Origin of the sequence: Pseudoalteromonas sp. SD03 (genome assembly GCF_040937955.1) — a bacterium.
GTDB classification, from domain to species: domain Bacteria; phylum Pseudomonadota; class Gammaproteobacteria; order Enterobacterales; family Alteromonadaceae; genus Pseudoalteromonas; species Pseudoalteromonas tetraodonis.
The window spans coordinates 2,860,657-2,885,343 of record NZ_CP162514.1 but is presented as its reverse complement, the minus strand read 5'-3'; the positions used below and the strand labels follow the sequence as shown (position 1 = coordinate 2,885,343).

Genomic DNA, 24,687 nt, shown 5'->3' with positions numbered 1-24,687 from the left:
CAATACATGATTGTGGTTATATTGGAGAGGCGCACTTGCTAGCTGTTATACGTATTTTAATAATGCTGTTGTTTATATTATTAAGTTGTTTTTTTGGTTTGTTGTTATCAATATTTAGACCATTTCATCCTAATAATGTGCATGTTATTGCAAGTTGGTTTGGCTCAATGGCTAAAATGCTTGGGGTTAAATTAGAACTAAAATATCATCCCGATGCGCTTAAGGTGGGGCCTGCTGTGTATGTAGCGAATCATCAAAATAGCTACGATTTATTTACTATTCCAGCCATGGTACCAAAAAATTGTGTGAGCGTTGGCAAAAAAAGTCTTAAATGGATCCCATTTTTTGGGCAGCTTTATTGGTTGTCGGGTAATATTTTAATCGACCGTTCAAATCGTTCAAAAGCTGCTGGCACAATCTCAAAAGCAGCGGCTAAAATAAAACAAAAAGGCTTATCGGTGTGGATGTTCCCTGAGGGGACGCGTAGTTATGGTCGTGGTTTACTCCCCTTTAAAACCGGTGCATTTCATACCGCAATGAGTGCAGAGGTGCCTGTTGTGCCAGTATGTATGAACACAACCGATAAAACCATTAAACTAAATCGCTGGGATAATGGTACAATTTACATTGAAATGTTAGCCCCCATAGCACTTGATAACAGTATCAGTGCCCGTGAACATGCTAAAAGTGTGCACAGTATTATGGCTGCTAAAATAACAGAATTAGATGCTCAAGTGAGAGAGAAATAATGGAAAACTGGCGTGAAATAAGTGAAGACATCGTAACTTCACTACTTGAAGATGGTTCCGATCCAGAAATTCTTTATGAAGTAGAACACCACTTTGTATGTGAAGACTTTACTAAGTTAGAACAAGCGGCATTGGCTGCGTTTAAACTAGGTTACGATGTAGAAGAGCCAGCAGAACTTGAGCTTGAAGACGGTGAAAAAATTTGGAGTTTTGACATTGTTGTTGAAGCCGAATTAGATGTCGACGTGATAATGGAAGACGTTGACAAACTCGCGCAACTTGCTGTTGAATGCGATGTTGAATACGACGGTTGGGGCACTTACTTTCAAGAGTAAGGATTACCAATGCAAAAGGCGAACAATATGTTCGCCTTTTTGTGTCTTATTGGATCTGTATTATAATTACAGCCACTTTTTATTTTTAAAGTAAATACCAATCCCACCAGTTAAAACAATTAAAAACACCACAAATGCAGTGAATGCATAGGGGCTTTCTGTTCCAGGTATACCGCCGACATTGACCCCCAATAATCCCGTTAAAAAGCCCAGCGGTAAAAATAAAGCAGCTACCACCGACATTACATACATCCGCTGATTTAATTGCTCAGAGACCTGATTTGTAATGGTTTGTTGGATAACAAGTGCGCGCTCTATTGAACTATCGAGCTCTTCTAAATAGCGAATAAGTAAATTGGTGGTTTCATTTAGCTTGGCTTTATCATCGTCAAAAAGCCATGGGTAATGATTATTAACCATGCTACTGAGTGCTTCTTTTTGTGGTTTTAAGTAACGTTTTAGCGCGATGGTTTGACGGCGAAGTTGCGACAAGCCTTGGTTATCAAACTTTTTACTGGGCTCATCAATTTCCTCTTCAAAATCATCTAAGCTTTCATCTAGCTCATCAATTACTGTTTGCATACGTGAAGTGAGCTTGTGCGCTAATGTACACACCAATTCAGAAATACTGCATGGTCCCTCATTATTATTCAACGAGGCTAGAATATCTTGCACTGATAATAATCGGCGCTTACGCGTGGTGATCACCACATCGTTATTTATAAATAACCGAATAGATACCATGTCTTCAGGGCTTTGTGCTGGGTTTAAGTTGATCCCGCGTAAAAATAACATATGGCCATTAGTTGTTGGCGTTATTCGTGGACGCGTTTCATCAGCAGTGAGTGATTCCAGTTCATAGTCGTTTAACAGCCCGCAGTTTTTTAACCAATCCACCGCATCTGTTTGGCTGTAGTCCATATGCACCCACAGTTTTCCATCAGTAGGTTGCCATTGGTGTAATTGCTTGCTGTTTTCTATGGGGCGTGCACCGCCTTTTTCATCAAGAATAAGCGCATGAAGTAAGCCATTAATCATAATAATTTCTCATCGATAGTATATTTTTAATACAGTTAACTGTAATGTATTTAGGATCTGTTTATCTTTCAAGGTTAAATTTTCAGCAGTCTATTTGGTATTTAGGCAAGGCAGAGTGTGGTTATTCCCCATACATAGACGATAACACAGCATCAATGCCAAATAGGCGCTGCCCGAAGGGTTCTGCCTAGGGGCAGTTAACTCTTTGTTGCTCGATTTTTACTTAGCCCACTAGGTTACAAACCTCGCGCCGCGATTAAATTGCCCCTAGTTTGAACAAATATTAATTCGTAAAGGTCAACAGACCCTAGTTAAATAAATAAAATTTAGCTTTACTTTGTATATGTTAAACTGAGTTTAGCAACAAAAACTTATGTTTTAGCTTATGGTTAAATGCATACGTAAGAGCTGCATTGTTAAACGAGTTAACTTAAAAGGTCAATCAAATCGGCTTATCGAGTAGATTAATTTATTTTGTTGGTGTTTTATTTGCTGTAGCGTATAAAACACTTTTTTTACTAAGGGCACATTTATGACGACAAAAATAACAGTTGGTTGGCGTGAGTGGTTGAGTTTACCCGAGCTGGGCATCGAGCAAATTAAAGCAAAAATAGATACCGGTGCGCGTACTTCCTGTATTCATGCAATTAATATTGAAGAATATGAAGTGGAAGGCGAAAAATGGGTTAAATTTATAGCCCAACCATTGCAAGAAGACGAGCAAACGCAAATTACCTGCAATGCCAAAGTTAAAAAAATGAAGTACGTTACCAGCTCTAGTGGCCAAAAAGAATTGCGTTACTTTATTGAAACTACATTACATGCTGGCGAATTTAGTTGGCCAATAGAAATTACATTAACAAGTCGTGCGTCAATGAAGTTTAGAATGTTATTAGGACGCACAGCTATGGAAAATCGTATAGTCGTTGATCCGGCTTTATCACATTTATTATAAGAATTACTTGAGTAGCAAACATACTTATATGTGCTTGCTCAACATAATTTAGTTAAGGTTTTAACTATGAAAATTGGTATTTTATCTCGCAACAAAAATTTATATTCAACGCGTCGTTTAATTGAAGCGGCTGAGCAACGTGGTCATGAAGTAAAAGTGATTAACGCGCTACGTTGTTATATGAATATAAACTCAGATCAACCTGAAATCCATTACCGCGGCGAAAACCTAAAAGATTTTGATGCCATTGTTCCGCGTATTGGCGCATCAGTTACTTTTTATGGCTGTTCTGTATTACGCCAGTTTGAAATGATGGGTGTTTATCCGGTTAATGAATCTGTGGCTATTTCTCGTTCGCGCGATAAATTACGTTCTCTACAATTATTATCACGCAAAGGCGTAGGCATGCCAGTAACAGGCTTTGCTAGCAAGCCAGATGACGTAAAAGACTTACTCGAAATGGTAGGTGGCGCACCGGTCGTTATTAAGCTACTTGAGGGCACTCAAGGTATTGGTGTGGTACTTGCTGAAACACGTAAAGCGGCTGAAAGTGTTATTGAAGCGTTTATGGGTTTAAAAGCCAATATCATGGTACAAGAATATATTAAAGAAGCGGGTGGTGCGGATATTCGTTGTTTTGTACTCGGAGATAAAGTGATTGCTGCAATGAAACGCCAAGCACAGGAAGGCGAGTTCCGCTCAAACCTTCACCGTGGTGGTAGCGCTACACTGGTGCGTATTACGCCAGAAGAGCGTAAAACAGCGGTTGCAGCGGCAAAAGCAATGGGCTTAAACGTTGCTGGCGTTGACTTACTTCGCTCATCTCGTGGTCCTTTGGTTATGGAAGTAAATTCATCGCCAGGCCTTGAAGGGATTGAAGTGGCAACAGGTAAAGATATTGCGGGCATGGTGATTGATTTCATCGAGAAAAATGCTGCAAGTAAAGGAACGGCAACTCGTGGCAAAGGTTAAAATTAACCGACCTTTCACCCTATTAGGTGAAAGTATTGGTGTAGGTGAACGTAAAACACTCGCGCTAGAAGCTGCAAAGCTTTACACTCATTCACCGCTTAATATTCCTATTGAAGTGGTTAACGGTGTAATGGAAGGCCCTGTATTGATGGTGTGTGCGGCTATACACGGCGACGAACTAAATGGGGTTGAGGTTGTGCGCCAGTTACTGGCTAAAATCGACCCTAATCAGCTGCGTGGTACATTAATTGCGGTTCCGATTGTGAATGTATTTGGTTTTATTCATAAATCGCGTTATCTGCCCGATCGCCGCGATATGAACCGGAGTTTTCCGGGGTCTGAGCGTGGTTCATTAGCAGGTCGCATGGCGTATATGTTTTTTAACCAAGTAGCTGTGCATTGTACGCATATTATTGATTTGCATACGGGGGCGATTCACCGTACTAACTTACCGCAAATTCGCGCTAATTTAGCCGATGAAGCAACAGCGCAAATGGCTAAAGCCTTTGGTACGCCTGCGGTTATAGATGCGTCATTACGTAATGGCTCGCTGCGTAGTGAAGCCGCTAATTTAGGTATACCTGTTATTACTTATGAGGCGGGTGAAGCACTACGCTTTGACCCTATTGCGATTGCTGCAGGCGTGCAAGGGGTTGATTATGTTATGCGACATTTAAAAATGATACGCGGTAAACGCCCTAAAAAACTGCCTGATCCTGTGATTGCAAGTTCAACTAGTTGGGTACGTGCTGAAGTAGACGGCATAGTAAGAGCGCAAGTATCGTTAGGTGAGCGAGTAATGAAAGGCCAAGTGCTTGCTTATATTAGCAGTCCGCTTGGCGATTCAGAACTTGAACTCCTTGCTCCTCGAAGCGGTATTATTATTGGCCAGCAGACCATGCCACTGGTAAATGAAGGCGATGCCGTATTCCATATTGCTTATTTTGCGCATGCAAATAGTTTGGTAGAGCAGCAGTTAGAAACGTTTATTGATGAGATAAATGATTTAGATGATGAGCTGAAAACGGCTGAACTAAATAATTAATACCAATTTGCTCAATTAAGTGAATTGGTATGACTCTATCTGTAGATATAAAAAACCGCCTTAGTTTTAAGCTAACGCGGTTTTTTAATAGGTGTTGTTTAGCTACGCGGTTTAGGGCCAATAATGCGTTTAATTTTAGGCGCTTTTGTTGGTTTAGGCTCCGTATTAAGCACTAACACCGGGCGGGTAACAAATAAGTTATTAGGGTAAATCACTCTGTGGCCATCAACGTGTTCGAGTAAGACATTCATCAGCCCCATTTCAATAATACGCCCTTCAATGGCGTTGGCTCCATCCACAATTCTTACCCAATAACCTACACGGCAGTCATTTTGAATAAACATCAGTAAAAACGCGGTTAAGTTACTCAGCAATGACCATGCCGCAAAGAGTGCAACGCCTAGCATGGCAAATAAAGAAGAGCCTAATACCAGTAAACCACGCAGTTCTATTCCCCAAAAAACTAATACTAAACACAGCATCACAAAGGCGAGTATTATTTTTAGTAGTAGCTCTGCACGGTACTTTCGGTGTAAATCGATTTTACCTCTGATAGCTTTTTCGAGTAATTTTTTAGTTACTTTTAATAGTAGCGGAAAGCTCAAAAGGGCAATCACGGTCACGATAAGTTTATATTGTGTGCCCAAAAGCTCTAAAAGGGTGATTAATTCCAAAATGTACTCTCACAATAATGATAGGCGCAAAGTGTAACGTTTAACGTAGGCGCGCAGTAGTGATTTTAAAAAGAATTTTTGACGCTGAGCAGCCATTGTACCGAGTCAACATCATCATATTTATTTAGCGGCGCGGCTATATCAAGGTGGATCATGGTACCCGCATTGGCGCGACTTGGCGCAAGGCGCAAACCTAAGCCCACATTTTTTAGCACTGGGGTGTTCTCAACTTGATACTGAGTGTTCGAGTCGTTGTTATACCAAGCTCGACCAATATCTAAAAAAGCCGCCCCTCCCATTTTAAACAGCTGTAGTAAGTCATATTCCCAGTAATAGCGCTTTTCTAAACTGACTAAAAAACTCCGATCCCCATGTTGAAATTCCATAGGATAGCCACGAAGTCCAGTTTCGCCCCCTAGGGTGAGCTGTTTATCATTAGTGAGGTTTTTTGCGTATTGCAGCCTTGCTTTTACATACCAAGATTGATCAATACTGGTATTTAAATAATATTGAATTTGGCTAGTAGTGAGCAAGTTTTCGAGCTGTTTTTTCTCGTTATTCCAATAGCCTTGAATATCTGCATGAAAACGCCAAAGGGTATGGTTAGTGCTAAAATGGGCTTTGTTAAAATTAAACGAGTACACAGCGCGGCTATCGTCGTTACTCATTGATTCATCGGAGTAGCCCAGGGTGGCTTTGATATTCCAACCTAAATTTAAATCCTCAGTACGATAAATACTGTCAAAGTTACGTACTTTTATAAAGTTATCTTCAAACCAATGACCGCTGATGTAGGGGTAACTTAAGCTTCTGTTTTCAGCCACTGCTGTAGTGGTAGAATCAATCGCTTTGAAAGTGTGTTGTTCATCAATATAACCAAGGCTCAAGCGCTGGGTCCAGTTATGACTAAGGGCTTTAGAGTGGCCAAAAAACACCTGGTTTAGGTCGGTTTTTTGTTCAAACTCACTAAACTTTTCACCTCTGATGTATAAGGCTTCTTCTCGTTGGGTTGAGTAACTCAGGGCGCCATAACTATAGGGCGTATCGATGGCATAAAACGGGTAGGTTAGTTCAACTAAATGACTTTTGCCGTCGCTGTTGTCGGCATACTCTAAACGCCCTCGGTAGCGAGTTGATAAGATATTAGGATCATCGTAAACAAATAAATAACCATTTCGGTCACTGTCTGTTTTACGTGCAAACGATAACCGTTTGCCCCAACCAAATAAGTTAGATTCGCGAAAACCAATACTTGATTTATTTTCACCACCACTACGGCTAAAACTAAGTTCGGGCAGTAAAGTCCATAAGTCTCGAGTAATTACTGTTACATCAATATTTCCATCACAATTTTCGTCAGCAATAATTTGTGCATCATATAAATAACTTTGTTTTCTCAGTAACCGCTCAGATTCGGCCAGCGCTTTTGGATTAAAGGTATCGCCTGACTTAAACAGTAAAATACTCTTAATTACCTCAGGCTCGGTTTGTATGTGCGCCCGATTGGCAAAACGAAATAATGCATTGTTTTCAGCCTCTAGTTCAGTATTAAATACATTAAGCTGTTGCAAAGTAATGGAGGCAATTTTAGTGTTACTTTGTGCTGTGAGTGTTGGAGTTTGAGATGTAATTTGACGACGCAAATTATTTTCATGAGTTTGTGATGAGTCGTCACTAGAGCAGCTTTGGGCTAGTGGCGCTTCTTGCGCGCAAACGCTGAGCATAAACATACTCGAAATAGAAAGGCTAAAACAACTACGTGCAATCCATTTTCTATTTAACATTGATCCTCTTTAGCGCTATTTTGCAAAATAAAACACTTACCCTTAGCTTACATCATTGTTATTGATATGTAAGTAAAAGACAGATTTAGTTTTATTTTTATAGCGATTATAAGGTATTAGCTATGCATTTAAGTTAAATAAAATGTTAACGCTGCCAATAGGTTGTCGGCATCTTGTCCTTCACCATTAATCCACACACTTTGGCTGTAATGCTCAAAATTTAAATTAAATGTGTGGTTAGCATAGTTAAAACGCAGTTGATGACGATCTGCCCCAGCGGCATACTCATTAATGCTAATTTCATCGCTGTGCAAAAATAACGTTCCCCACAATTCAAAGTCTTCATCTTGCGGCAGCTCTGTCGGTTTAATAATAATACATTGATGTGTGTGATCGTATTCAAGTTCGGTCATAAGGGGCTTATTGCGTTGCTAGGTAATGTCGAATTGCGGTTAAAAACTCACCGCCATACTTGTTTAATTTAGTAAAACCAACCCCCGACACTTTTAAAAATTCACTGTCGTTAGTGGGCATAAGCTGCGCCATTTCGGCTAGCGTTTTATCGTTAAATACTACATAAGGCGGCACATCATCGGCATCGGCTAACTCTTTACGCAATGCACGCAGGCGAGCGAATAGTTTTTTATCGTAATTAAACTGCGCTAATTTATCCTGATAAACGTGTTTAGCTTGTAAGCGAGGCTCGGCCAATTGCAGCGCATATTCACCTTTTAAAATAGCGCGTGCAGCTTCAGTTAAACGCAATGAAGCGCCTTGGGTTATATCTTGGCTTAATAGCCCTTGATGAATAAGTTGGCGTAAAATACTAAGCCAAAATTCACTGCTTTTATCTTTACCTATGCCATAGGTACTAAGTTCATGGTGATTGTTATCACGAATGCGGCTAGTATTCGCGCCGCGTAATAACTCTACAATGTAACCCAATCCAAATCGTTGTTGCGCGCGATACACACATGAAAGCGCTTGCTGTGCGACTAATGTGCCATCAAAACTTTTAGGTGGATTTAAGCAAATGTCACAGTTCCCACAGGGCTCGCGTTGGTACTCACTAAAGTAGTTCAATAATATTTGACGACGACACGTTTGTGCTTCGGCAAAGCTGGCCATGGCATTAAAGCGCTGCTCTTCTACGCGGCGGCGTTGTTCATCGTCAATATCTTCAAAAAAGCGTCTAACCCGGCCTATATCGGCAGGGTCAAAATACATGATGGCCTCTGCAGCCAGCCCATCTCGTCCAGCACGGCCTGTTTCTTGGTAATAAGCTTCAATACTTTTTGGAATGTCGTAATGCAGAACAAAGCGTACGTTAGGCTTGTTAATTCCCATACCAAAGGCAACGGTGGCAACCACAATTTGAATATCGTCACGGGCAAATCCGGTTTGCACAAACTGACGTTGCTCGTTACTCATTCCCGCATGGTAAGCGGCAGCATTAAGGCCTGCATCAGCAAGCTTTTCAGCTATATCATCAACACGTTTACGACTGGTGCAATAAATAATACCACTTTGATTTTTTTGCTCTTTTAAATAACGCAGTAATTGCACCATAGGTTTAAATTTTTCTTCTATGGTGTAACGAATATTAGGGCGATCAAAACTGCCGGTATGAATGTAGGGCTGTTGTAGCTTGAGTTGCTCAACAATATCAAAGCGAGTCGCTTTATCGGCAGTGGCAGTGAGTGCCATCATAGGCACATGTGCAAAGCGTTGTTTAAGCTCATTTAAACGAAAATAATGCGGTCTAAAATCGTGACCCCAATGAGAAACACAGTGTGCTTCATCAATAGCAAACAAGCTAACATTCAAATGAGAGAGCCGTTCTAAAAAATCGCGTTGTAGCACTTTTTCAGGAGCTACATAAAGTAACTTTATCAGCCCTTGATGCAGTTGCTGATACACTAATTGTTGTTCTTCGCGAGCTAGGCTGTTATTGACATAAGCGGCCTTAACTCCCAGTGCTTGTAACTGGGTGACTTGATCTTGCATTAAAGAGATCAGCGGAGAAATAACAATGGTGACTCCCTCTAATACCAACGCGGGTATTTGGTAACACACCGATTTACCACCACCGGTGGGCAGTAATACTAATGAATCTTGGCCATTAATGGCGGCATCAATTACTGCACTTTGACCGTCGCGAAATTCACTGTAACCAAACACTTGTTTGAGTACAGTTTCGGGTTTACGCACAAGCGTATTAGGAGAAGGAGTTAGTGTATTCATCGGCGCTATTTTAGTGGTTTTTTATCAGGATGTCTTTAGCTTTCATTACTTGGTACACACATCTGTAGTGATAAACTAAAATCTGCAGGGGGTTACAATAGCCTCAAGCTGTGCTTTACTCATCGTACCACTAAAAACATAGAGAATAACAATGAATAAAGAAATGTTGATCGATCAAGTAGGGGCGCTGTTTGTTAATAACATGCCCTTTAACCAGTTTTTAAAAATAGCAGTAGAGTCACTTAGTACTGAACAAGCTAAAATATCATTTCCTTGGCAAGACGTATTAATTGGTAATCCGGCGCAAAAGATTCTTCACGGTGGAGTGATTTCTGCGGTGCTCGACAATGTAGGCGGAATGCTTGCTGCAGCAAGTGTAATAGGAAAACTAGACGATGCCGACTTACCCAGTGTGCATAAAAAGTTAGCAACACTGGGCACCATAGATTTACGTACTGATTATTTACGCCCAGGTAAAGGGGAGGTATTTATTGCCAGCGCCACACTTATTCGCTCAGGAAATAAAGTGTGCGTGTGCCGGATGGAGTTACATAACGAGCAGTCGGTACAAATAGCGTTTGGAACGGGCACGTATTTAGTTGGCTAAAAAGTGAGAGGGGGTTAAACTTACGGCCTTTTAAATCATCAAGTGGTTACTATGTCGATTGATACCGAGCAGCGAAAGGGCGCCATTTTTGCCTGCCTCGCCTTTTTTATGTGGGGCCTAGCACCCATTTATTTTAAGATGATCCAACATGTATCAGCATTTGAAATTTTAATGCATCGTGTTATTTGGTCAGTGATGTTTCTTATTTTGGTGGTAAGTGTGCTCAACTACTGGGATAAAATTAGACGCATTTTAATCCAACCTAAATTAATTCTGATGCTAGTTGTTACCTCGACCTTATTGGGATTTAACTGGGGGTTGTTTATATGGGCTATTAATAACAACCACATGCTAGATGCCAGCTTAGGCTACTATATCAATCCTTTGTTAAATGTATTACTTGGTATGGTGTTTTTAAACGAGCGTTTACGTAAGTTGCAAGGAGCTGCTGTTGCCTTGGCTTTTACAGGTGTTTTATTACAGTTAATTAGTTTTGGTTCATTTCCGGTTGTGGCATTTTCGTTAGCGACTTCTTTTGCGTTATATGGCCTATTACGTAAAAAACTACAGGTTGATGCCCTGCCTGGGATTTTAATTGAGGCATTAATATTATTACCGGTGGCACTGACCTATTGGTGGTTAATGGTGCCGACTGAAACGTCTAATTTACCAGCGAATGATTGGCTAACTAATGCGCTATTAGTAAGTGCAGGTATAGTGACTACACTGCCATTGCTGTGTTTTACCGGCGCGGCTAAGCGATTGCAATACACTACGCTTGGGTTTTTTCAGTACATAGGGCCTAGCTTAATGTTTATTTTAGCAGTGCTGTTTTATGGTGAAGTGTTTGATGCTGAGCGTGTAATTACCTTTGCGTGTATTTGGAGTGCACTGGCTATTTTTAGTTGGGATTCATACCATCAATCGCGTAAACGCAGAAAAGCAGCCATTGTCGCCTCAGGTGTGGTTTAGTTAAACTAAACCACTTTATTACGACCCGACTCTTTAGCTTTGTAGAGCTTTAAGTCGGCTTGTTTTAATAGTTCGTCAATTTGATAGGTTTCACTGTGGCTGAAGCCTATCGACAGCGTAAACTTGATTTGTGCTTGGCTAAACTCATGGCTATTAAGCTCAATAAATAATCGAAAACTGTCTAGTCGTTTTAGCGCTTCTTGCTCGGTCAGTTCAGTAAAAAATACCGCAAATTCTTCTCCGCCTAAACGGGCAACCAATTGGTTTTCAAAATATTTATTAAAGCATACAGCGAGCCCTTTAAGCACTTCATCTCCGGCATCATGGCCATAGGTATCATTAATAGCTTTAAAATGGTCAATATCAAGCATAGCTAACATGGCTGGTGCTTTTGCTTTTTTAAACTGCTTTAATGACTTGTTAGCCTCTTCAAAAAAGTAACGACGATTAGGGAGTTTAGTTAAGTAATCTGTATTGGCTTGTCGTTTTATAGTTTCGATATGCTCTAGCATATCGACGTTTTGGCTTAACCGGCAGTAAAATTCTTCACTGTTAAATGGTTTGTATAAATAGTCATTTGCTCCATTTTTTAAAAATAAGGCAGATAAATTAGACGAAGTAGCGCCTGAAATACCAATAATGGCTTTTTCGTTATTACTATAAATGCGTCTAATTTCATTACATAGCTCAATACCGCCCATATTAGGCATTTCTTTGTCGGTAATAATCACAGAAATATCGGGGGTGCTTTCAAGCTCTTTAAGCGCCTCTAGGCCATCGGCTGCTTGTAATATTTGATATTTGTGACGTGTTAATAAACTACATATGTATTGGCGTGTTGACGCAGAGTCATCAACAACCAATACTTTTACATGCTTATTGCGAGGTAGGCGGTAAAGCTGCTTCTCTAAATACTCGTAGGCTTGTTTATTGCTTTTGATGATGTAATCAATAATGGGGTATTTTTCAACGGTATCACGGGTATGCTTATCGATATTGCCTGTCATCACTATGGTAGGAATATCTGCTGCAATGGTGCATGGAACCGCTTCACCTTGTGGCGCGTCAGGTAATATAAAGTCGACCACTGCGCAAAAGTAATGGTGCTTACTTATAAGCTCTTTAGTCTCAGCCAAGGATTGAGCAATATCAACCTCGTAGCCGACTTTTTGCGCGATATGCTTTTGCACTCGCGCAATAGTAGGAGTGTCTTCAACAATAAGTATTCTGTGCGTCAAGTAACAGCCTTGTTTAAATTTTGCAAAAGTGTTTGCTTATACAAGTTGTAACTGCTAAAACGCCAAAAAGCAACTATTGTAGTGACTTATATATTGTCTGCCTCAGAATAATAATCTTGGCTTATTGGTGTTGGCCCTGAAATTTTTGAGCGTCCAAATAATGTATGGAATTTTGTTTTACAGGTTGTTAACTTTAAATATTTAACCCATGCTCGCTCAATTGGGTTACTTGGCTCTATTATGCCACTGACAGCATTTACAAATTGTTGCTGATGTTCGTTTTGTGGCTCAACTGTTTTGTTATACAGGCTTTTTAAAACAACACCGTGCTGTTCTAAAATACTTGCCTCTAACAGGGTAAAGTGTCCGCTGCGGCTAAATCCGCGTGGAAAGTTTTGGTCATCATAAAATTGACGTTGACTTACGAATGCTTGACGAAGTAGTGAAATATCATTGCTCATAGCTGTACCCTCATACCAATTATTAGCTGGAGTATGGGACATAATCGCTATTTTTTTAAACAAAAAATTTTTATCGTGAGGATAAAAAATTGGACATAGATTTATTAAAAACATTTGTTGAAGTGGTGCGTACTCGCCATTTTGGTAAAGCGGCAGAAAACCTATATATAACGCAGTCTGCGGTGAGTTTTAGAATTCGCCAATTAGAGCAGGGCTTAGGCGTAAATTTATTTATTCGTCAGCGTAATAACATTCAACTCACCGCCCCAGGTGAGCGCTTGTTACCGCATGCGCAAATGATTATTACCGGCATGCAAAGAGCCAAAGTGGATGTTGCACTTGCAGATAATATGCATAAGCAAATTAGCCTAGCAGGTACGCCTAATATTTGGGATGCATTTTTACAGTTTGGTATTACAAATATTGTATCGGCGATGCCTGGTGTATCGCTGGTGGCAGAAGTGAAAGCGCAACAAGAAAGCACTCGCTTATTGTTGGAGCGTACGCTTGATTTAGCTATTTTATTTGATCCTCCTAAAGTTGATGAACTTGTGGTTGAACGTATTTGTGAACTGCCTATTATTCCGGTGAGTGGTTACGATACGGCAATCAGTGATAACTTTTTTGATAATCAATATGTGTATGTTGATTGGGGAACCACGTTTTCTCTTTGGCATGCGCGTCAGTTTACCGGTAAAACACCGCCTTATTTTAGAACCAGTACAGGGCGTATAGCGCTTGATTTAATACTGCAATGTGGCGGTAGTGCGTTTATTCCACAGGTATTAGTTAAAGATCATTTAGAAAAAGGCGAACTTTTTCATGTAAAAGGGGTAGAAAATACCTCAAGAGATGTATTTGTTGCCTATCATAGAGATAACGAACAGAAAGAGTTGATAGAAACCTTGGTTAATTTGTTGTCGCAAATGACACCGAGTTTATTGAAACAAAGTAAGTAGTCGGTAGGCAGTTTATTTTACATGTTATTTTGATTTCAGATTTAATGCAGTTTTATTAACTTAAAAAGACAAAAATGTGTCCTTTGTAATATTTTTGTCATTTAGTGGTGACACACTGCTGCTGTTTTAAAAATTAGTCTATTGTGATTATCGAGGAAATAACATGAAATTTGCAAAATCGAGCTTATGCTTAGCCCTACTTAGTGGTTTATCTTTTAATGCACTTGCAGAGGTAGATATTTACGGTAAAGCAAATGTAACCGTTCAATCATCTGACGATGGTGAAGGATCGTTTACTGAAATTAAAAGTAATGCATCTCGTTTCGGACTTAAAGGGTCTGAAAAAATTTCAGACGGTTTAGAAGCGGTTTATAAGTTTGAATTTCAGGTTGATGTGTCTGATGCCGATTCTAAAGGTGATGACGACAATATTTCAGCGCGTAATCAATATGTGGGCTTTAAAGGCGGATTTGGTCAGGTTGTGATAGGCCGCAACGACACCGCGCTTAAGCAAGCGCAGGGGAAACTAGATCTTTTCAACGATCTTGAAGGTGATATAAAAAATACCTTTAAAGGTGAAAATCGTTTAGGTAACTCAGTATCTTATGCTTCAAACTCATATGAAGGTTTTAAAGTATTAGCGTCATTTATTGCAGAAGACGACGTAGATGCCAAAAATGGCTACTCAGTGGCGTTAACTTACGGTGATGCAGGCCTTAAAAAGAGCGCAGTATATGCTGCCATTGCTGCTGATAGCGAAGTAAATGGTTACGATGTAGTGCGTGCAACAGTTCAAGGTAAAATTGAAGATTTTAGACTTGGCGCAATGTACCAAACACAAGAAAAAGTAGATGGCAGCGCTGAGGCTGACGGTTACTTAGTGAATGCAGCTTACCTTATGGGTAGCAACACTTTCAAAGTGCAATACCAAACAATGGATTTTGATGACAGCGATGATAAAAGCGCGGTATCGGTAGGTGTTGACCATAAGCTAAACAAAAACCTTAAAGTATTTGGCTTTTACTCAAGCTTTGATATGGACAACAATGTTGACCAAGATTACCTAGGTTTAGGTATGGAATATAAGTTTTAACTAAACCTTAGTTAAAACACTCCCTTTTAACCGCACTCAGTTGAGTGCGGTTTTTTTTTGCTTTAAATTATTTACTTATCTGCGCATAATAGCCAAGCATTTGGAATGAGGTGTAACTCCTCAACTATTCCCGTAACTGTGATCAGTTTTACTGTAAGTCAGATACAAATGCCTTAAAACTTCATATAACGAGCGGGTTAACTCATTTTCTTTTGGTACATATTAGTACTGAGTGTGGGTGTTTCCCTGCCTAGGATAATTTTTTGCACACTCACACCTCTTTAAACTTACCGCTTTTAACCGTTAACAACGTTTCTTGGCGAGTGGACAATACATTAATTCTTAAGCACATTAATGTGAGCATTGAGCGTGGTAAATTTATTGGTTTAATTGGCCCTAATGGAGCAGGAAAGTCGAGTTTACTGCGGTGCTTATATCGATTTAATAAGCCATCAGCGGGCGACGTTAAATTTAACGATACCGATATTTGGCAGCTAAAAAGCGAAGACTATGCTAAGCAAGTTGCGGTAGTGCTACAAGAAACACCGTCGCAATTTAATCTCTCGTTATTCGATGTTGTAGCTCTAGGGCTTACCCCACATAAAACGCTATTCAGCTCGACCACCCAAGCAGATAAACAAAAAATAGCGCAGGCTATTAGTCGTGTTGGGCTTGAATCTCATAGCAATCAGTCATTTGACTCACTATCTGGCGGTGAAAAGCAACGAGCGCTTATTGCCAGAGCGATTGTGCAGCAACCACAGCTACTCATTATGGATGAACCCACAAGCCACCTTGATGTTAAATATCAAATTCAATTAATGGAGCTGGCTAAATCTTTGGGCATTACTGTGTTTGCTTCATTTCATGATTTAAATTTAGCGGCAGCCATGTGCGATGAGTTAGTGGTTATTAAAAACGGAGAAATCGCTAGCGCGGGAAAGCCTAATGGGGTGATCACCGAGCAAATGCTTGATGAGGTTTTTGGTGTTTGCGCGCAAGTTAATACTCACCCTCAAACAGCGTCCAATGGCGAGTCTATTCCCCATATTACCTATTATTATGGATACCAATAACATGGCGATTATGTCTAACCATGGTGTGGCGTTAATTATTGCACTGCTATGCGCTGTATTTAGTTTATTTGTGGCATTGAGCTTTGGTGCTGCCCCTACCTCGCTCGCAGATGTATACCATAGCTTAACTTTTTCAAGCGAGGCCTCATTTACCAGCCGCATTATTATTGAATTAAGAATGCCACGTACGTTATTGGCTTTTTTGGCCGGCAGCGGTTTAGCGATTGCTGGATTGATATTACAAACAGTTACTCGTAATCCATTGGCTGACCCTTATTTGTTTGGTATTTCGTCGGGAGCATCATTAGGAGTCGTAGTATTAATGGCTTTTGTTGGAATAGGCGCAGGCATTGCGCTATCAGCAGCAGCCTTAATTGGCAGTTTAGTAGCAATGGGGTTATTAATTTTAATTGCTGGCAGTCAACGCAACGCCCAAGTTGAGTCGATGTTATTGGCTGGGGTGGCCTTATCATTTTTATTTAGCGCCTTTACCAGTTTGTTACTTTATTGGAGCGATCCACAGGCCGTCGCGGCTATTTTATTTTGGACTTTGGGAAGTTTTGCTAGGGCGCAATGGCCGTCACTGTTATTACCTGCCTTGGTCATCATTACATGTACAGTCATTATGTTAGGTTTTAGACGCCAACTTAATGCCATGTTGTTAGGTGATGAAAGCGCAACAACGCTTGGTGTACGGGTGCATCGCTTTCGAATTTTAATGCTTATTTTAAGCTCATTGATCACAGCCGTATTGGTTGCTATGTGTGGCGGAATTGGCTTTGTTGGCTTAATGGTGCCGCACATAGTGCGCTTTTTTATCTCTCAAGGCAGCAGCGTTGGATTATTAATGACCGGATTAGTCGGGGGCATATTTATGGTATGGGTCGATGTACTGGCACGTTCATTACTCGCTAACCAAGAGCTGCCAATAGGGGTGATCACGGCGGCTATTGGTAGTCTATTCTTTTTAAGTATCTTGTATTTTCGTAAGCGCCAGCTGGTGGGTAAATAATGAAAACATTAATGGTACAAGGTACCACCTCCGATGCGGGTAAAAGCACCTTAGTGGCAGCACTTTGCAGAGTGTTTGCTAACCAAGGGGTTAATGTTGCACCGTTTAAACCACAAAATATGGCACTTAATAGCGCCGTAACGCACGATGGTGGCGAAATTGGCAGAGCCCAAGCATTACAAGCCATAGCCGCAAAAGTTGAACCTGAAATCGACTTTAACCCTATATTACTCAAACCCAATAGTGATACCGGCGCACAAGTTATTATTCATGGTAGAGCTATCAGCAATATGGAAGCCGATGCTTACCATGACTACAAAAAAGTGGCTATGGATGCGGTATTAACCTCGCATAAGCGTTTAGCTAAACGCTTTGATTTATTACTGGTAGAAGGGGCTGGCAGCCCAGCCGAAATTAATTTACGCGCAAACGATATTGCAAATATGGGGTACGCCGAGCAAGTGGATTGCCCTGTTATTATTATTGCCGATATTGATAAAGGAGGAGTATTTGCGCACTTAGTCGGGACTTTGGCGTTATTAAGCGAGTCTGAGCAAGCACGAGTAAAAGGCTTTGTGATTAACCGTTTTCGTGGTGATATTAGTTTATTACAAGGTGGGCTAGATTGGCTCGAGGAGTACACCGGTAAACCTGTATTAGGGGTATTACCTTACTTGCACGATTTAGCACTTGATGCAGAAGATGCTGTGGCCATAGATAATAATGTGACCGATGCCAGTATAAATATTGCTGTACTGTTATTGCCACATATTAGTAACCATACCGATTTTGATGCTCTGCGATTACACCCGAATATAAATATAACCTACGTGCGCCATACACAAGCAATTCCTGCTGTTGATTTAATTATTGTACCTGGCAGTAAAAATGTACTCAGCGATCTCGCGTTTTTAAAAAATGAAGGCTGGGATCAGCAAATTAAGCGCCATCTACGTTATGGTGGCAAAGTATTGGGTATTTGCGGTGGTATGCAAATGCTGGGTAACACTATCAGTGATCCAAATGGGGTGGAGTCATCGTTGGGGCAAGTGACGGGTTTAGCGCTTAGCGATTTTGATACGCTATTGGGTGAGCAAAAAGTGTTAAGCCGAGTGAGCGCAGTGCTTAATTTAAATGAGCAACAGGTTGCATGTGATGGCTACGAAATACATGCAGGTATTAGTCAAGGAAAGGCGCTCTACAAGCCACTCATTCGCTTTAATAAACACCCCAATGACTTTAAAACCGATGGTTTTGTGAGTGACGATAATGCCATTGCTGGTACCTATTTACATGGCTTGTTTGATAGCCCTGCAGCCACAGAGCAGCTGTTAAAGTGGGTGAAACCAGAAAGTGCAATTAGTGCGATTAGTATAAATGAGCATCGTGAACGCCAATTAGAATGCCTAGCTGATATGTGTAAAGCGCATTTAAATATTGAACAAATTATTAAAATTTATCAAGGACATAACAATGACTGAATCAACTAACGACAAGCACCAACAGCGCCAACAAAAAGTAAAAGAACAGGTTGATGCGCGAGTAGCCGCAGCGCAACGAGAAAAAGGCATTTTTCAGGTTATTACTGGTAACGGTAAAGGCAAATCGACTTCTGGCTTTGGTGTGGTTGCACGCTGTGTTGGGCACGGCAAAAAAGCTGCGGTATGTCAGTTTATTAAAGGCACATGGGAGTGTGGTGAGCGTAATTTACTGCAAGGTGCTGGGGTTGAATTTGCTGTTATGAACACCGGGTTTACGTGGGATACGCAAAATAAAGAGGCCGATACCGCGGCAGCGCAAGCAACATGGCAAGAGTCAAAGCGGATGCTAAGCGACAGCAGTATCGATGTGGTATTACTCGATGAACTCACCTATATGGTGACCTATGGTTATATCGACCTTGAAGAAGTGGTTGTTGCTGTAAATAATAGACCGCCTATGCAATCGGTAATTATTACTGGTCGTGCTGCGCATCGCACCTTAATAGAGCTTGCCGATACGGTAAGTGAAGTACGTAATGTAAAACATGCGTTTGAGTCGGGCGTAAAAGCATTGAAAGGCTTTGATTACTAATGTTAAAGCGTATTGTTTTTGGGCTGTTATTGTTTGCTGTTAATGTACCTCAAGCCCTAGCTGACAAGCCGCTTCGTATAGTGGCTTTAGCACCACACATAGTTGAAAATTTATATGCTATTGGGGCGGGTGATTTAATAGTGGGCACGCTGGATTACGCAGATTACCCGCAAGAGGCGACTAAAATTGAGCGTATTGGTGGCTACAATGGCATTTCTATTGAAAAGTTACTCATGCTAAAACCTGACATGGTGATTGCGTGGAAAAGTGGTAATCAGGCTGAAGATTTAGCACAAATAAAGCGTTTAGGAATTGAATTATATTTAAGTGATCCAAGTTCTATTGAAGGGGTTGCCTCGGAAATACTAAAACTAGGTCAAATAACGGGTCATATTGAGCAAAGTAAAAAAGTAGCCGAGACATTTACGGCCAAGCTCAACGCAATTAAAGTTACACAGAAAGATAAAACCACGCTTACTGGGTTTTATCAGTTGTGGCCTGAGCCTATGATGACTGTATCAAAAAAGACATGGATCAATCAGTTAATCGAAACTTGCCAAGTAACCAATGTATTTGCAAACAGCGACACAGATTACCCACAAATTAGCATCGAAAACGTGATAGTTACTAAGCCACAAGTTATTATTATTCCTGATGAAAAATCAAAAAGGATAATACCCACAGTTAATTGGCAGCAGTGGCCTGAAATTCCTGCGGTAAAGTATGAGCAGTTTATTAGCGTCAATGCTGATTTATTACATCGGTTTACCCCCAGAATGTTGGATGGATTAGCGCAGATGTGTGACAAAGTAGATATATCTAGAGAATTTATTAAGAGTCAATTATGAGCAACTGGTCATCTTTTTTAAACCATGAACTTAGCCAAACATATATGCAGCAAACCCTTGAATATATTGCGAGTAAACGAGCTGAAGGCACTGCTGTATATCCGCCAAAATCACAGGTGTTTAGCGCATTTGATGCAACTCCACTTAGCGACATTAAAGTGGTTATATTAGGTCAAGACCCTTACCATGGAGAAGGGCAAGCGCATGGTTTGTGTTTTTCAGTATTGCCTGAGGTTAAAAAGCTCCCGCCTTCGCTTAAAAACATTTATAAAGAGTTAGTAACTGATATTAATGGCTTTACCACGCCAGAACACGGCTATTTACAAGGCTGGGCAGAGCAAGGTGTATTTTTACTCAATACTGTATTAACCGTAGAGCAAGGGCAAGCCCATTCCCATAAACACTTAGGTTGGGAGCAATTTACCGATAATGTGATTGCTCATATAAATGAACACTGCCAAGGTGTGGTGTTTATTTTATGGGGCGCACATGCACAAAAAAAAGGTAAAAGTATTGATCGCCAGCGCCATCATGTATTGGCAGGGCCTCATCCTTCGCCGCTTTCAGCGCATCGCGGCTTTTTTGGTTGCCAGCACTTTTCCAAAACCAATGAACTGTTAATAGCGCAAGGGGCGCAGCCCATTAATTGGCAGGTATAGGGTAATTAAAAAAGGCTTTCATTTATGAAAGCCTTTTTAGTTGCTTATGTTGGTTAAAACTCTAACTCATCAATAGCAACACTATCTGCAAAATAGTCAAGCTCCTGTAGTTCTTTACGCAAACGTTGCTTATCTTTTATTGCTTCTATTTCGCGCCATTTTCTTTTTTTATTTTTTTGAGAGGTTTTTTTCGATGTATCAGAACCTTCTAATATCTCTATTATTTCGTTTAGGCTATCCATTGATTATCTCCTATTGACCACTTTTTGAACCTCGGCAGTATCTATACCATAGCTATTAATAAAATAGAATATAAATGTGACGAAACTGTTACTAACGGGTGGTATTTTGATGAAGATCAATGAGAACAGCACTTAAATGGGGACAAGGCGAGTATTTAAAATAAAATTGCAGGTATAAAAAACGCCGCAATAAGCGACGTTTTTAAACTCTTAAAACAGCGGTTAGTTACATCGCTTTAAAGCGTGCTTCTAATTGTTCCTGTGCATCTGCAAATGAGCGAATACCTTCAGCGAGTTTTTCAGTCGCCATGGCATCTTGGTTATGTAACCAACGGAACTGTGTTTCGCTAAGAGGCTCAGGTTTTGGCTCTTTAGTAATATCACTTGCTAGCAAGTATTCTTCAGCACCTTCTAAATTACCCAAATCTTCTAAAAGATTAGGGCTAATTGTTAGCTTATCGCATCCTGTAAGTGCAATAATTTCACCGGTATTACGAAAGCTTGCGCCCATAACTACGGTTTTGTAGTCGTGACGTTTGTAAAACTCAAAAATGCTACGTACAGATTGCACACCTGGATCTTGAAGCGGATCAGTTGGTTTTTCCATACCGTTTGCCACGTGCCAATCTAAAATACGGCCAACAAATGGAGAGATTAAAAATACGTTTGCATCAGCACAAGCGCGCGCTTGGGCATCGCTGAATAATAAAGTAAGGTTACACTTAGTGCCTTCTTTTTCTAATTGCTCAGCCGCTTTAATACCTTCCCACGTTGACGCTATTTTAATTAAAATTTTGTCTTTGCTTACGCCTTCTTTTTCGTAAAGGCTCAATAGCGTGTGTGCTTTATTAATTGTTGCTTGGGTATCAAATGATAAACGTGCATCAACTTCGGTAGAAATATAACCCGGTACAATTTCACTAATTTCTTTACCAAGTAATACTGCAAAATAATCACAAGCCAGCTCTAGCTGTTTTGCAGGCTGCTGCTCTGTTTCTTTTGCATACTGCCATGCTTTATCTAGATAAGGTTTGTAAGCTTCAATCTCGCTCGCTTTTAAAAGTAGCGATGGATTGGTAGTCGCATCTTCAGGTTGATGTTTTTTTATGGCTTCTATATCGCCCGTGTCGGCCACGATAGAAGAATGTTGTTTAAGCCTTTGTAGAGCGCTAGTCATTTGCTTTTCCTCATTCCAAGCAAGTTAAAAGAAAATCTAAACTACCTTAATATAGCTATACTGCAACAGTGTGACAATGCTTGATAGGTCTTATGTCCTTATCAATAAAAAAACGGTAACGGTTGAGTTTTAGGTAGGATAATTTTAAACAAAACGTGCTTTTCGTTTCATTTAATGTTGAAATTGACATTAAATAATTTACAAGTCAATAGCTAACTATGATCACTGTTATTTCACCAGCAAAGAATCTTGATTACGACACGCCACCCGCAACAGATAAGTTCACTCAACCTGAATTACTTGAGCACAGCGAAGCGCTCATGAAAGTATGCCGTGAACTAACTCCTGCGCAAATTGGCAGTTTAATGAAAATTAGCGATAAACTCGCAGGCCTCAACGCAGCGCGTTTTAGTGAGTGGGCACAACCATTCACTACCGATAATGCTAAACAGGCCGTGCTTGCCTTTAACGGCGATGTATACGGGGGGTTAGATGCTAATACCCTCACTACTAAGCAGCTTGATTACGCTCAAGACCATTTACGTATACTTTCGGGATTATACGGAGTATTAAAGCCGCTTGATTTAATGCAGGCTTATCGCTTAGAAATGGGTACAAAACTTGAAAATAGCCGAGGTAAAAACTTATATGAGTTTTGGGGCAGTGTTATTGCTAATAAACTTAACGACGTATTAGCGGCACAAGATGCACAATACTTAGTAAATCTAGCCTCTAACGAATACTTTAAAGCAGTAGATAAAAAAACGCTTAACGCACACATTATTACACCACACTTTAAAGACTGTAAAAACGGCCAATATAAAGTGATTAGCTTTTACGCTAAAAAAGCGCGCGGCATGATGGCACGCTACATCATTGAAAATCAAGTGACTCAATTAAGCCAACTCAAAGAGTTTACTGTGGCCGGCTATTACTTTAGCCCAGAGGCAACCACCAAAGAACTTGAACCGGTATTTTTACGCGAAGAGCAAAACTAACACATCGTTTAAAGTATTTAATAAGCCATGCATTGCATGGCTTTTTTATACTGGCGTTATTTTTGCAAACCTTAGATTACTAACCCTAACTAAGGTATAAAATAAATGCTCTCAATTCCCTCAATTACAGAAGCCGAAAAGTTGATAGAAGAAAAGCTCGGCGGTTGGTTTGATGTAGTTATAAGTCATATCCCAAACTTTATCGTTGCAGTAATTATTGCCATTCTATTTTCATTTATTGCCCGTTTAGCAGGCAAAGGAATGAAAAATGTTTTACGTCGCTCGCTCGACTCTACGCAAATTGCCGATTTAATGGCCTCAATATTTAAAGTTATTGTACTGAGTGTGGGGGTATTTATTGCCCTTGATTTTATGGGCTTAAAAAGTACCGTCACTTCTCTGCTTGCTGGTGCAGGTATTGTTGGTCTTGCCATTGGTTTTGCTTTTCAAGATATGACCGAAAACCTGATAGCGGGTATAGCCATGGGAATTCGTAAACCGTTTAAAGCGGGTGATGTCATAGAAACCGATAATGTGTTTGGTTCGGTACATTCAATAAACTTGCGCAACACACTAATAGAGAGCTTTTACGGGCAATTGATACTGGTACCTAATAAAATACTATTTAGAAATGTACTGCGTAATTACAGCACCTTAGGGGTAAGACGAATAGAAGTGCCGGTGGGTATTTCTTACGCTGACGACATAGAAAAAGCCAGTGAGGTCATCGTCGACAAAATTAACCAATTTGACTTTGTGATCCGCAAAAATGAAACCGCTGTTTATGCCGAAGGCTTTGGTGATAGCAGTATAAACTTGTTGGTGTGGTTTTGGATCAAATACCCTGGTGAGCCTGATTTTATGACGGTGCGTCACAAAGGAGTTGTGGCTGTAAAGCAAGCACTTGATGCCGCTGATATTAGTATTCCGTTTCCTATTCGTACGTTGGATTTTGGTATTAAAGGCGGTGAAAAACTCGATGCCATGATAAGCGATAAAATAAGTCAGCAGTCAGCAAATAAAGAGGGTGACAATAATACTGATGCAAGCCAAGGTGAGTAAATAATTTAAAACCCCGAAGGTAAAAGCATTGGGAAATAGTTACTGACTATCAGCGCGTTTTTACAAAGTAAAACGCGCTTTTTATAATAAATAATATAAGGGTCTGTTGACCTTTGCGGATTAAAATTAGTTCAAACTAAGAGCTATTTAATCGCGACGCGAGGTTTGTTGCCTAGTGGGCTCGATAACTGCTCCTGCGTTATTCTACTGGCTTACATCCATGTAATAATAAGTAAAAACCGAGCAAAGCTTCCGTGTCCAGCTCGCGCTCCTTACCACCATCCATGTAGCCAACAAAGAGTAAATGTCCCTGGGCAGAACCCTTGGCTAAATACCAAACAGACTACTGCAAATTCAACCTTGAAAGAACAACAGACCCAATTGATAATCTGAAGTAATTAAAGCCTTGCGCTA

Annotated in this window: 26 protein-coding genes and 1 riboswitch; of the genes, 17 read left to right on the top strand and 9 right to left on the bottom strand. The window is 40.4% G+C overall.

What is annotated here, in order from left to right; translation table 11 throughout:
• Positions 1–35: 35 nt before the first annotated feature.
• Positions 36–749, top strand: a complete 714-nt coding sequence (locus tag ABZP26_RS13495) for a 1-acylglycerol-3-phosphate O-acyltransferase (RefSeq protein ID WP_029610024.1) — start codon at positions 36–38, stop codon at positions 747–749.
• The gene (rraB, locus tag ABZP26_RS13490) at positions 749–1,084 is read left to right on the top strand and encodes a ribonuclease E inhibitor RraB (RefSeq protein ID WP_008110603.1); all 336 of its coding nucleotides are present in this window, start codon (positions 749–751) and stop codon (positions 1,082–1,084) included. Before ABZP26_RS13495 ends, rraB begins: the two co-directional genes overlap by 1 nt.
• A 66-nt stretch (positions 1,085–1,150) precedes the next feature.
• Here the strand turns inward: rraB and zntB are convergent, their stop codons facing one another.
• Positions 1,151–2,122, bottom strand: a complete 972-nt coding sequence (gene zntB / locus ABZP26_RS13485; protein WP_013465832.1) for a zinc transporter ZntB — start codon at positions 2,120–2,122, stop codon at positions 1,151–1,153.
• A gap of 532 nt (positions 2,123–2,654) precedes the next feature.
• Between zntB and ABZP26_RS13480 the strand changes: the two genes are divergently transcribed.
• The 3 genes from ABZP26_RS13480 (at position 2,655) to ABZP26_RS13470 (ending at position 5,094) form a co-directional block, all read left to right on the top strand.
• Complete coding sequence (locus ABZP26_RS13480; RefSeq protein ID WP_008110607.1) at positions 2,655–3,077, top strand: ATP-dependent zinc protease; 423 nt, start codon at positions 2,655–2,657, stop codon at positions 3,075–3,077.
• Between the two features lie 66 nt (positions 3,078–3,143).
• Entirely contained in the window at positions 3,144–4,049 is a 906-nt protein-coding gene (gene rimK / locus ABZP26_RS13475; RefSeq protein WP_008110610.1) for a 30S ribosomal protein S6--L-glutamate ligase, read from the top strand.
• Positions 4,036–5,094 carry a succinylglutamate desuccinylase/aspartoacylase family protein gene (locus tag ABZP26_RS13470; protein WP_008110612.1) on the top strand — a complete coding sequence of 353 codons (1,059 nt, stop codon included), beginning with the start codon at positions 4,036–4,038 and terminating at the stop codon, positions 5,092–5,094. Before rimK ends, ABZP26_RS13470 begins: the two co-directional genes overlap by 14 nt.
• Before the next feature lie 98 nt (positions 5,095–5,192).
• Here the strand turns inward: ABZP26_RS13470 and ABZP26_RS13465 are convergent, their stop codons facing one another.
• The 4 genes from ABZP26_RS13465 to recQ all read right to left on the bottom strand — a co-directional run bounded on the left by ABZP26_RS13465 (position 5,193) and on the right by recQ (position 9,796).
• On the bottom strand, positions 5,193–5,768 hold the full coding sequence (locus ABZP26_RS13465) for a mechanosensitive ion channel domain-containing protein (RefSeq protein ID WP_013465831.1): 576 nt from the start codon (positions 5,766–5,768) through the stop codon (positions 5,193–5,195).
• Between the two features lie 65 nt (positions 5,769–5,833).
• Positions 5,834–7,552 (bottom strand): hypothetical protein, encoded by a 1,719-nt coding sequence (locus tag ABZP26_RS13460; RefSeq protein ID WP_368485065.1) that lies wholly within the window; start codon positions 7,550–7,552, stop codon positions 5,834–5,836.
• A 128-nt stretch (positions 7,553–7,680) separates the two neighbouring features.
• Positions 7,681–7,965 (bottom strand): DUF3630 family protein, encoded by a 285-nt coding sequence (locus tag ABZP26_RS13455; protein ID WP_368485064.1) that lies wholly within the window; start codon positions 7,963–7,965, stop codon positions 7,681–7,683.
• Between the two features lie 7 nt (positions 7,966–7,972).
• Positions 7,973–9,796 carry a DNA helicase RecQ gene (gene recQ / locus ABZP26_RS13450; protein WP_028835655.1) on the bottom strand — a complete coding sequence of 608 codons (1,824 nt, stop codon included), beginning with the start codon at positions 9,794–9,796 and terminating at the stop codon, positions 7,973–7,975.
• Positions 9,797–9,947: 151 nt separating this feature from the next.
• Here recQ and ABZP26_RS13445 point away from each other — a divergent pair, with 151 nt between their 5' ends.
• Together ABZP26_RS13445 and rarD are read left to right on the top strand one after the other, a co-directional pair.
• On the top strand, positions 9,948–10,403 hold the full coding sequence (locus ABZP26_RS13445; RefSeq protein ID WP_028835656.1) for a thioesterase family protein: 456 nt from the start codon (positions 9,948–9,950) through the stop codon (positions 10,401–10,403).
• Positions 10,404–10,454: 51 nt separating this feature from the next.
• The gene (gene rarD, locus ABZP26_RS13440) at positions 10,455–11,375 is read left to right on the top strand and encodes an EamA family transporter RarD (RefSeq protein ID WP_368485063.1); all 921 of its coding nucleotides are present in this window, start codon (positions 10,455–10,457) and stop codon (positions 11,373–11,375) included.
• Positions 11,376–11,380: 5 nt separating this feature from the next.
• Here rarD and ABZP26_RS13435 read toward each other — a convergent pair whose 3' ends face one another.
• Together ABZP26_RS13435 and ABZP26_RS13430 are read right to left on the bottom strand one after the other, a co-directional pair.
• Positions 11,381–12,613, bottom strand: a complete 1,233-nt coding sequence (locus tag ABZP26_RS13435; RefSeq protein WP_368485062.1) for a diguanylate cyclase — start codon at positions 12,611–12,613, stop codon at positions 11,381–11,383.
• An 86-nt stretch (positions 12,614–12,699) separates the two neighbouring features.
• Complete coding sequence (locus ABZP26_RS13430; protein ID WP_013465824.1) at positions 12,700–13,074, bottom strand: DUF413 domain-containing protein; 375 nt, start codon at positions 13,072–13,074, stop codon at positions 12,700–12,702.
• 89 nt (positions 13,075–13,163) lie between these two features.
• On the opposite strand from ABZP26_RS13430, the gene ABZP26_RS13425 reads away from it, so the two are divergent.
• From ABZP26_RS13425 to ung, 8 genes are all read left to right on the top strand, one after another.
• A complete protein-coding gene (locus tag ABZP26_RS13425) occupies positions 13,164–14,033 on the top strand; it encodes a LysR family transcriptional regulator (RefSeq protein WP_368485061.1) in 870 nt (289 codons plus the stop codon).
• A 163-nt stretch (positions 14,034–14,196) separates the two neighbouring features.
• The gene (locus ABZP26_RS13420; RefSeq protein WP_033102554.1) at positions 14,197–15,126 is read left to right on the top strand and encodes a porin; all 930 of its coding nucleotides are present in this window, start codon (positions 14,197–14,199) and stop codon (positions 15,124–15,126) included.
• A gap of 61 nt (positions 15,127–15,187) precedes the next feature.
• A riboswitch (cobalamin riboswitch) is annotated at positions 15,188–15,312 on the top strand.
• A 77-nt stretch (positions 15,313–15,389) separates the two neighbouring features.
• Positions 15,390–16,202, top strand: a complete 813-nt coding sequence (locus ABZP26_RS13415) for an ABC transporter ATP-binding protein (protein ID WP_368485060.1) — start codon at positions 15,390–15,392, stop codon at positions 16,200–16,202.
• 1 nt (position 16,203) lies between these two features.
• Positions 16,204–17,214 carry an iron ABC transporter permease gene (locus ABZP26_RS13410; RefSeq protein ID WP_028835661.1) on the top strand — a complete coding sequence of 337 codons (1,011 nt, stop codon included), beginning with the start codon at positions 16,204–16,206 and terminating at the stop codon, positions 17,212–17,214.
• A complete protein-coding gene (locus ABZP26_RS13405; RefSeq protein WP_138765108.1) occupies positions 17,214–18,695 on the top strand; it encodes a cobyric acid synthase in 1,482 nt (493 codons plus the stop codon). The genes ABZP26_RS13410 and ABZP26_RS13405 overlap by 1 nt, the downstream gene beginning before the upstream one ends.
• Complete coding sequence (gene cobO, locus ABZP26_RS13400; protein WP_028835663.1) at positions 18,688–19,287, top strand: cob(I)yrinic acid a,c-diamide adenosyltransferase; 600 nt, start codon at positions 18,688–18,690, stop codon at positions 19,285–19,287. Before ABZP26_RS13405 ends, cobO begins: the two co-directional genes overlap by 8 nt.
• The gene (locus tag ABZP26_RS13395; protein WP_138765107.1) at positions 19,287–20,135 is read left to right on the top strand and encodes a cobalamin-binding protein; all 849 of its coding nucleotides are present in this window, start codon (positions 19,287–19,289) and stop codon (positions 20,133–20,135) included. The genes cobO and ABZP26_RS13395 overlap by 1 nt, the downstream gene beginning before the upstream one ends.
• Complete coding sequence (gene ung, locus ABZP26_RS13390) at positions 20,132–20,794, top strand: uracil-DNA glycosylase (RefSeq protein ID WP_096038755.1); 663 nt, start codon at positions 20,132–20,134, stop codon at positions 20,792–20,794. Before ABZP26_RS13395 ends, ung begins: the two co-directional genes overlap by 4 nt.
• Positions 20,795–20,847: 53 nt before the next feature.
• On the opposite strand, the gene ABZP26_RS13385 is transcribed toward ung, so the two are convergent.
• On the bottom strand, positions 20,848–21,036 hold the full coding sequence (locus ABZP26_RS13385; protein ID WP_008467780.1) for a DUF3545 family protein: 189 nt from the start codon (positions 21,034–21,036) through the stop codon (positions 20,848–20,850).
• A gap of 226 nt (positions 21,037–21,262) precedes the next feature.
• Positions 21,263–22,213: a transaldolase gene (gene tal / locus ABZP26_RS13380; RefSeq protein ID WP_076922089.1), complete on the bottom strand. Its 951-nt coding sequence runs from the start codon at positions 22,211–22,213 to the stop codon at positions 21,263–21,265.
• 218 nt (positions 22,214–22,431) lie between these two features.
• Between tal and yaaA the strand changes: the two genes are divergently transcribed.
• Together yaaA and ABZP26_RS13370 are read left to right on the top strand one after the other, a co-directional pair.
• On the top strand, positions 22,432–23,211 hold the full coding sequence (gene yaaA / locus ABZP26_RS13375; protein WP_028835667.1) for a peroxide stress protein YaaA: 780 nt from the start codon (positions 22,432–22,434) through the stop codon (positions 23,209–23,211).
• Between the two features lie 105 nt (positions 23,212–23,316).
• Complete coding sequence (locus ABZP26_RS13370; RefSeq protein WP_033102560.1) at positions 23,317–24,273, top strand: mechanosensitive ion channel family protein; 957 nt, start codon at positions 23,317–23,319, stop codon at positions 24,271–24,273.
• Positions 24,274–24,687 lie beyond the last annotated feature (414 nt).